The following is a 7,862-nucleotide window of genomic DNA, read 5'->3' on the forward strand; positions in this document are numbered from 1 at the left end:
CTTTATAGAGGTTTATTTTATGAATAAAGCAATTTTTTTAGATCGAGATGGCACATTAAATATTGATCATGGCTATGTGTATGAAATTGATAATTTCCAATTTATAGAAGGAAGTATAGAAGCCCTGCAAGCATTAAAAAAAATGGGCTATTTGCTAATTTTAGTCACTAATCAATCTGGCATCGCACGTGGCTATTTTTCCGAAGATCAATTTTTACAACTCACCGAATGGATGGATTGGTCATTAGCGGATCGAGGCGTGGATTTAGACGGTATTTATTATTGCCCGCATCATATCAACGGCATCGGCGAATATAAACAAGATTGCGACTGCCGCAAACCTAAAGCTGGTATGTTGCTGCAAGCAATCAAAGAGCTAAACATTGATCCTAATTTGTCTTTTATGGTGGGCGATAAAAAAGAAGACCTTTTAGCTGGAAAAAGTGCGGGCGTAAAAACCAATATTTTAGTTAGAACAGGCAAAGAAATTACCGAAGACGGATTGGCACTTGCTGATTACGTATTAGACAGCATTGCGGATTTACCTGAGTTGATAAAAGGTATAAAAATCTGACCGCACTTTCTTTAACCTAGAATGAATAAAGCCCCTCTTAAGTAGGGGTAAATTTTGCAACAACCTTAAATATCTTCATATAAAGCCAATCCAGCCCCTCTCTTTATTTTTGACATTTTTCTTATCTTTATCCTTTTATCCACCTCAAAAGCTTAGAAATTTCCAATGAGTATACTCATTGTTGGCTTTCCTTTACAGCAAAGCCAACATCATCCTGCTAAACAATATTTTATTTCGGAGTTTGCTATGAACAATGACTATATACTCGAACGAATGGGCAAGATCAAAGAGATTTGGGCTGAAAAATTGCATCCGCAGTTATCTCAATTGCGTTCTTTAGATAAAGAATTATTAAAAGAGGTTCGCCGTAAAATTTTGACATCATTGCCTCAGGATTTTGAGAAATTGGAATCTATTTATTCATTAATGGGAGATATTCAAGCTATTTTAGATGGTCGAGAAGACTTAGCTCAATATCTCACCATCGAAGAAAATCTACGTGAAATTTTAGCGATTCAATAACACTTTTGTTCAATCTTAATAAGGTATAAAAAATGAAAAAATTCAAAACATTACTCGCCACCGCTCTACTTGCCGCCTCTACTTCAACTTTGGTTTATGCCAACAGTGCTGAACAGCAATTTCAGCAAGGTAATGGAGAATTTAAAGATCACTTTGATAGTGTTAAATTGGAGGCAGAGGCGGGGAATGCGATATTTCAAACACTCTTGGCGGAGTTTTATTTCTATGGAGACGGAGTTAAACAAGATTATCAGCAAGCCTTTAAATGGTTTGAAAAGGCCGCAGAGCAGGGAGTTGCAGAGGCTCAACTTAATTTGGGGGAGATGTATTTCGGAGGAGAAGGCGTTAAACAAGATTATCATCAAGCGGTGAAATGGTCTCAAAAAGCCGCAGAGCAGGGATATCCATTTGCTCAATATAATTTGGGGGTGAGGTATCACAAAGGACAAGGCGTTAAACAAGATTATCATCAAGCGGTGAAATGGTATCAAAAAGCCGCAGAGCAAGGACTTGCATGGGCTCAAAATAATTTGGGGGTGATGTATGAAAACGGACAAGGCGTTAAACAAGATTATCATCAAGCGGTGAAATGGTATCAAAAAGCCGCAGAGCAGGGAGATGCAAAGGCTCAAAATAATTTGGGGGTGATGTATTACAATGGATATGGCGTTAAACAAGATTATCATCAAGCTTTCAAATGGTATCAAAAAGCCGCAGAGCAGGGATATGCAGATGCTCAATCTCATTTAGGATTGATGTATGCCAAAGGAGAAGGTATTAAACAAGATTATCATCAAGCTTTCAAATGGTATCAAAAAGCGGCAGAGCAGGGAGATGCATATGCTCAAGCTCTTTTAGGGGCACTGTATGAGTATGGAAGCGGTGTAAGACAAGATAAAACGAAAGCGAAATATTACTATGGATTAGCTTGTGATAATGGTATGCAGATTGGATGTGATTACTATCGTAAATTGAATAGTGAGAGATAACAGTGATAATAAATAAAAATTGTTGCTATCTTATTTATGCTTTGTCCGTGCTATTGGGGCTTGCCCTTTTGTCTTTTTCGATAAGTTTTTTGATAAAAAGCTATGAAGTCACACGCTTATGGGACATTAGCCTTTGGGTGTTTGCCCTGCTTGGGGTGTTAATCACGGCAGGGGCGGCAGTGCCCGTTATTTCGGCAATATTTACTTATCAATCTTTTATCAAAGAGAGTGAAAATGCACAAAAAAACTTAGATGAACTCAACAAACAGCAGGCATCGTTAAAGAAGGAAATAGACACTGCTTTAGCGAATTTAAAGCAGAAAATAGATGCGTCTTTACCAAATTTGGAGCAGAAGTTTGCGAGTGTAACCGCATTATTACAACAAGATGAGGCGAAAAAGTGGGCTTATAAATGGGCAAGAAAGGGCAGGGAACTCACCCAACAGGAGCGAGAAGAAAGGTTTAATCGCATAGATTTTTTATATTCTCAGCTTTCCGATTGTTCTATTTATCAACTTATTGTTCTAAAACAGCACGAAATTGAGCAATTTGAAGGCGAAATTGCCCAAAATGAAGCCCAATATGGCGAAGTGCGATTATATGATTATGAAATGCGGTTAGACAGTCTAAATCAAGAGATGGCAGAACTTTATCACATTGCGTCACTCAGCGATAAGGATTTTAAACCGCTCTATTTACAACAATTAATCCACATTTGGCAAAATTTAGCGGATAGAAAAGAAGCTGTGCAACAAGCAACAGAGCAAGAAAAGGTAGATAAAGAAGCTAAAGAAAAATATCTCACCGAGCAGATGAAAGCCATTTTACTGCGTTTTATTCAATTCAATGAAAATAATGCTACACATATTCAAGTAAATGAAAAAGTAGGTAAAAGATTAATTGAATTTGCTAAAACTCATTTATCTCTACAAGAAATAGAAAAATGGATTAATCCTTATAAATCATCGGGAACTAAGTTTTCCAACCTTATTAGATAGTGTTACTGGTAAAGTTATTATTGAAACAAGCGGTCAATTCTTCGCAAACATTTGCAAATGGCAAAAATCTGTGAAAAATTGACCGCTCTTTTATATTAAGGATGAACAATGAAAAAGTTTTTGTTATTTTTAAGTTTAGTTATCCCCCTTGCCTTGGCGGAAAATTTGGTATTTCTGACAATTCCTCAACTCACTGAAAAAGCCGAACAAGGCGATGCAATCGCACAAACGACGTTGGGCACTGCTTATTATTTCGGGAGAAAAAAAGAACAAGTAGAAAAAGATTACGTCAAAGCCTTGTATTGGTATAAAAAAGCTGCTGAGCAAAACCAGCCGATTGCTCTTTATCGATTAGGTGTGATGTATGAGTTAGGTCAGGGAGTGGAAAAAGATGAAAAGGAAGCCTTTAAGTGGTATCTAAAAAGTGCAAAGTTAGGAAAAACAGATGCACAAAGCACAGTGGCATTTGCTTATTATAAAGGCGAATGGGTAGCAAAAGATGATAAACAAGCTTTCTATTGGCTTAAGAAAGCTGCAGAGAAAGGGGGATATTACAACATTCTCGGTGCTTTTTATTTTCATGGTATAGGCACAGAGCAAAACGTTGAAAAAGCCTTTGAGAATTTTATCAAAGCCCACCAACTACAACCTAAAGATGCGAGTATCCAAGAACAATTAGGCATTATGTATGAATTTGGCTTAGGTACAAACGTAGATGCTTACCGAGCTTTTGATTTTTATCTCAAAGCAGCTGATCAAGGTAAGTCTTATTCACAATATCGCATAGCCTATTTTTATGATGTGGGTAAAGTTGACAGTCAAAATAAAGAAAGAGCTGTGATCTATTACAGACTAGCTTGTAAAAATGGCGAGCAGCAGGCTTGTAAGGTACTCGGCTGGTAAATTTGCTTAATAAAACTTACAAAAATCTCACCGCACTTTTTAACGATAAACAAAGCCCCAATTAAAAGTAAAAGGGGCTTTGTTCGTTTTAGCGATTTTGCTGTGCCAGTTGGTACATTCTCGCTACGTTTTGTGCGGTAGATTCTAGATTTTTTCTGCCTTGTGCCAAAATCTCGGGCAAGTCGCCTAATTGACGAATAATTGGGAAGACGGCATCAATGCCATGTTCGTAAACCACATCATAGTCTTCTCGCAAGCAACCTGTAATGGCAATCACAGGTTTGTTCGCCTGTTTAGCGGTTTTAGCGACACCAATCGGGGTTTTACCATGAATGGTTTGCGAATCCATTCTGCCCTCGCCAGTAATCACTAAATCCGCATCTTTGATAATCTCGGCTAAATTGACCGTATCAATCACAATTTGTACGCCTGATTTCAGTTGGACTTTTGGCAAGAGCAACAAGCCACCGCCCATACCGCCAGCCGCACCGGAACCAGCCTGATTGGCAATTTGTTTGCCACAATCTCTTTCTACTATTTGACTAAAATGTAAGAGAGATTGATCTAGCTGTTGTACCATTTCTGGCGTTGCGCCTTTTTGTGGGGCAAAGGTAGCGGAAGCGCCTTTTTCTCCACATAAAGGATTATTGACATCGCAAGCCACATTAAATTGAACTTGGGCTAAGCGTGCATCTAAATTTGCGGCATCAATATGATCGATTTGTTGTAAGGCTAAGCCGCCGAAGCCAATTTCTTTTCCTTGCGCATCTTTGAAAGAAATACCAAGCGCTTGCAACATACCAACACCGCCATCGTTAGTCGCACTACCGCCGATGCCAAGGATAATTTGATTTACGCCAAGATCTAATGCGGCTTTAATCAATTCGCCTGTACCATAGCTGGTGGTGTAATAAGGGTTACGTTTTTCCATTGGCACTAAATGCAAGCCAGATGCTGAAGCCATTTCAATAATGGCAGTTTTTCCATCACCAGATAAGGCAAATTCAGCCTGTGTTTTATTGCCTAAAGGCGCTGTGACTTCCACGGAAATCAGCTTGCCTTGCAATGCGTCAGCAAGGGATTGCACAGTTCCCTCACCGCCGTCAGCCATAGGTACTTTTACATAATCTGCATTGGGATAGACTTTTTTGAAGCCATTTTCGATAGCTTGCGCCACTTCAAGTGCGGTTAAACTTTCTTTAAAAGAATCTGGGGCAATGACGATTTTCATGTTACTTCTCCTATTCAATATTGCTTAAAATAATTGCAATACACCAAAAATCAGCGTTGAAACAATCGTCATAATTAAGCCCACTGCGGTTTCATAAGGGATTAATTTTAAACGCTCTTTAATATCCATATAGACACTACCACCAGTGGCATGGAAGAAGGAACCATGAGGCATGTGATCGAAGACTGTTGCACCAGCATGGATCATTGCAGCACCAGCAATTCCACTCACGCCTAGCTCAATTAAAGTAGAGCCGAATACTTGAGATGCAACTGCTGTGCCTGCTGTGGTAGAAGCTGTAGCAAGTGACATTAATGCCCCTGAAATTGGTGCTAATAAATAAGAAGGTAATCCAGAAGCGGTTAATCCTTCAATTAAGAGATTTTTCAAGCCTGAATTAGCAATAACGCCAGCCAATGTTCCTGTTCCCAATAACATTACTGCCACTGGTGCCATTTTTCCTAAACCAACAATAGCGTATTGATTTAAGTTGCGTGCTTTACCCATGCAAATTGCACCAACAATACCACCAAGAGGTAGGGCGATAAGTGGATCAATTTTGATACCGAATAGTGGGCGAAGTGCGAGTAAAACAATAGTAAAGAGCGGTGCAATAATTGCTGGTAAGAATTTTGGTAATTCACCCGTAATTTCAACCACTTCTTTTTCGCTAACTTTTGAGCCTTTATTGATCAAATGTTTAGCGAGGAAATAAGTGAGGATTAAACCAAAAATCGCAGGGATAATGCCTGCAGCCATCACAGAAGTGAGGGGAATATTGAAAGCATCAGATGCAGCGATGGCATTTGGATTTGGCGACATAATATTGCCTGCTTTACCGCCACCAATCATTGCTAACAAAATTGCCATTTTAGAAAGGTTACTACGTTTCGCGAGTGCTAAAGCGATTGGTGCCACTGTAATTACAGCAACATCAATAAATACGCCCACCGCTGTTAATAACATGGTAGCGAGAATAAGTGCTAATAAGGCTCTGGATTCGCCTAATTTTTTGACGATAGTTTCAGCAATTGTATTTGCCGCACCAGATTCAATAAGCACTCCAGCGAGTACGCCCGCAGCTAAAATTCGCATTACAGCAGTGGTAATGCCTTGAGCGCCACCAATCATCAATGCGACAGTTTGACTTAGATCGGCTCCGCCAACTAAACCACCCACGAGTGCACCAATAATCATGCCGTAAGCAGGTGGGACTTTTTTCAAAATCAAAATAATTGCAGTAAACAGGGCAACAATTGCCCCAAGAGCAGTGACAGTTGTCATAGTTTTTTCCTCATGTATCAATAAAAAATGAATGTTGCGTATTATTAAATGTATGAGGTCAAAAAATCTTTGTTTGTTAATACAAAAAATATCAGGTTAACAAAATTCTTTTTGTGTTTTTGTACAATCTAATGGTTAAGTAATGTACTAAGGTAAAGTATGAATTTTTCATCTATCTTATTGAAAGATAAGCTTGTTATCTTCTCGATCTTATTTAAGCGATACCTCAATGTGTTGATATGAATAAAAAGTTGTTGAGAAGTGAGGGCAAGATCACAATTTGCTAAAAAATATTGTTGCAATGTCTTTTCTAAAAGCCGGTTTTCATCTTGTTGATATAAAGTATCAAGAGGTTTAAGTAATTCTTTGCTTTGCCAAGAGTTGCGTAAGTTATCCAATAATGCAGGTAACTTATATTGATTAAAAGAATAGACTGATTTTTTCGGAAAATAGGTTTGCCCATAATTTAGAGTGCTAAGTGCGGTCTGAAATGAAAGAGAAATATCTTTATAGGTTTCAACCTCAGCGCCAATTGCGATTTTTATTGCCTTTAACCCTGAAGGTAGGAGATGAGATGGAAATAATTTCGGTAACTCTTTTGACTTGAGTAAATTTTGTAGCTCGTTACTAGGTTGTATCAATGCGATTTTGTTATGAGACAATATTGCGAAGTGGGGATATTTGGCTGATTGTTCTAAATAGCCAACAAGCTGCTGTAATTTTTCGGCAGTAGGTTGCAAAATTTGGATAATAACGACCGCACTTTTAGGCTCTAGCGCCAAGCTGAAAAAGGCACTTTGTTGTTCAATTTCTATTTCATCAAGTTTGCCCTTTAATAAACTTAGAATAAATTCCTCTTTATATCGTTTGTCCCAACGTTCTTTTTCAAGTAAAAAATGTTGTTCAATCATCAGCTCCGCAGTCATCTTAACCAGTTCGCCATAGGATCGAACTGTTTCTGGATCCCCAGAAATACCCACAACACCTAAAATCTCTCCTAAATAGCTTATTGGAAGATTAATCCCTGGTTGCACCTCGAACTGCCATTGCTCAGCTAATTCCTGATTGATTTCAATAGGTTGATTACGGCGAATAGCCAACACTGCGCCTGTATGTTTTTGTTGTAGGCGGTTTGGATTAGTTGAAGCAATGATTATGCCGTTTTCATTCATTACGTTGATCGGCTTATGCAAAATACGATTTGTACGTTGTACAATGTTTTGAGCTAAAGAGAGATTTAATTTCATATTCAATAGTGCTGAGGTTGGCTAGATTGATTGCAATTATAATAGGATAGACATTCCTTTAGAAAACATAAAAAGTATAAAATTTCGGCATGCGAAAATTTTTTTGCAAAAAGT

8 protein-coding genes are annotated in these 7,862 nt (G+C 38.3%); 5 read left to right on the plus strand and 3 right to left on the minus strand.

Features of this window, described 5'->3' with window-relative positions:
* Nucleotides 1-19 precede the first annotated feature (19 nt).
* The 5 genes from gmhB (at nucleotide 20) to B0186_RS03895 (ending at nucleotide 3,986) form a co-directional block, all read left to right on the plus strand.
* A complete protein-coding gene (gene gmhB / locus B0186_RS03875; RefSeq protein ID WP_078218076.1) occupies nucleotides 20-574 on the plus strand; it encodes a D-glycero-beta-D-manno-heptose 1,7-bisphosphate 7-phosphatase in 555 nt (184 codons plus the stop codon).
* 165 nt (nucleotides 575-739) lie between these two features.
* Complete coding sequence (locus B0186_RS03880; RefSeq protein WP_078218077.1) at nucleotides 740-1,096, plus strand: hypothetical protein; 357 nt, start codon at nucleotides 740-742, stop codon at nucleotides 1,094-1,096.
* A gap of 32 nt (nucleotides 1,097-1,128) precedes the next feature.
* Nucleotides 1,129-2,085, plus strand: coding sequence for an SEL1-like repeat protein (locus B0186_RS03885; protein ID WP_078218078.1), 957 nt, complete (start codon nucleotides 1,129-1,131; stop codon nucleotides 2,083-2,085).
* Between the two features lie 89 nt (nucleotides 2,086-2,174).
* Nucleotides 2,175-3,083: a hypothetical protein gene (locus B0186_RS03890; protein WP_078218079.1), complete on the plus strand. Its 909-nt coding sequence runs from the start codon at nucleotides 2,175-2,177 to the stop codon at nucleotides 3,081-3,083.
* Nucleotides 3,084-3,191: 108 nt separating this feature from the next.
* A complete protein-coding gene (locus B0186_RS03895) occupies nucleotides 3,192-3,986 on the plus strand; it encodes an SEL1-like repeat protein (RefSeq protein ID WP_078218080.1) in 795 nt (264 codons plus the stop codon).
* 88 nt (nucleotides 3,987-4,074) lie between these two features.
* Here the strand turns inward: B0186_RS03895 and B0186_RS03900 are convergent, their stop codons facing one another.
* From B0186_RS03900 to B0186_RS03910, 3 genes are all read right to left on the minus strand, one after another.
* Complete coding sequence (locus tag B0186_RS03900; RefSeq protein ID WP_078218081.1) at nucleotides 4,075-5,217, minus strand: glycerate kinase; 1,143 nt, start codon at nucleotides 5,215-5,217, stop codon at nucleotides 4,075-4,077.
* 24 nt (nucleotides 5,218-5,241) lie between these two features.
* The gene (locus tag B0186_RS03905; protein ID WP_078218082.1) at nucleotides 5,242-6,501 is read right to left on the minus strand and encodes a GntP family permease; all 1,260 of its coding nucleotides are present in this window, start codon (nucleotides 6,499-6,501) and stop codon (nucleotides 5,242-5,244) included.
* A gap of 128 nt (nucleotides 6,502-6,629) precedes the next feature.
* Nucleotides 6,630-7,748, minus strand: a complete 1,119-nt coding sequence (locus B0186_RS03910; RefSeq protein ID WP_172459653.1) for a sugar diacid recognition domain-containing protein — start codon at nucleotides 7,746-7,748, stop codon at nucleotides 6,630-6,632.
* Between the last annotated feature and the right edge of the window lie 114 nt (nucleotides 7,749-7,862).

It is taken from the genome of Canicola haemoglobinophilus, assembly GCF_002015075.1.
GTDB classification, from domain to species: domain Bacteria; phylum Pseudomonadota; class Gammaproteobacteria; order Enterobacterales; family Pasteurellaceae; genus Canicola; species Canicola haemoglobinophilus.

Excerpts from the sequence above, each read along its gene's own strand:
- gmhB (WP_078218076.1), top strand. The coding sequence starts at position 20 with ATGAATAAAGCAATTTTTTTAGATCGAGATGGCACATTAAATATTGAT.
- B0186_RS03880 (WP_078218077.1), top strand. The coding sequence starts at position 740 with ATGAGTATACTCATTGTTGGCTTTCCTTTACAGCAAAGCCAACATCAT.
- B0186_RS03885 (WP_078218078.1), top strand. The coding sequence starts at position 1,129 with ATGAAAAAATTCAAAACATTACTCGCCACCGCTCTACTTGCCGCCTCT.
- B0186_RS03895 (WP_078218080.1), top strand. The coding sequence starts at position 3,192 with ATGAAAAAGTTTTTGTTATTTTTAAGTTTAGTTATCCCCCTTGCCTTG.
- B0186_RS03900 (WP_078218081.1), bottom strand. The coding sequence starts at position 5,217 with ATGAAAATCGTCATTGCCCCAGATTCTTTTAAAGAAAGTTTAACCGCA.
- B0186_RS03905 (WP_078218082.1), bottom strand. The coding sequence starts at position 6,501 with ATGACAACTGTCACTGCTCTTGGGGCAATTGTTGCCCTGTTTACTGCA.
- B0186_RS03910 (WP_172459653.1), bottom strand. The coding sequence starts at position 7,748 with ATGAAATTAAATCTCTCTTTAGCTCAAAACATTGTACAACGTACAAAT.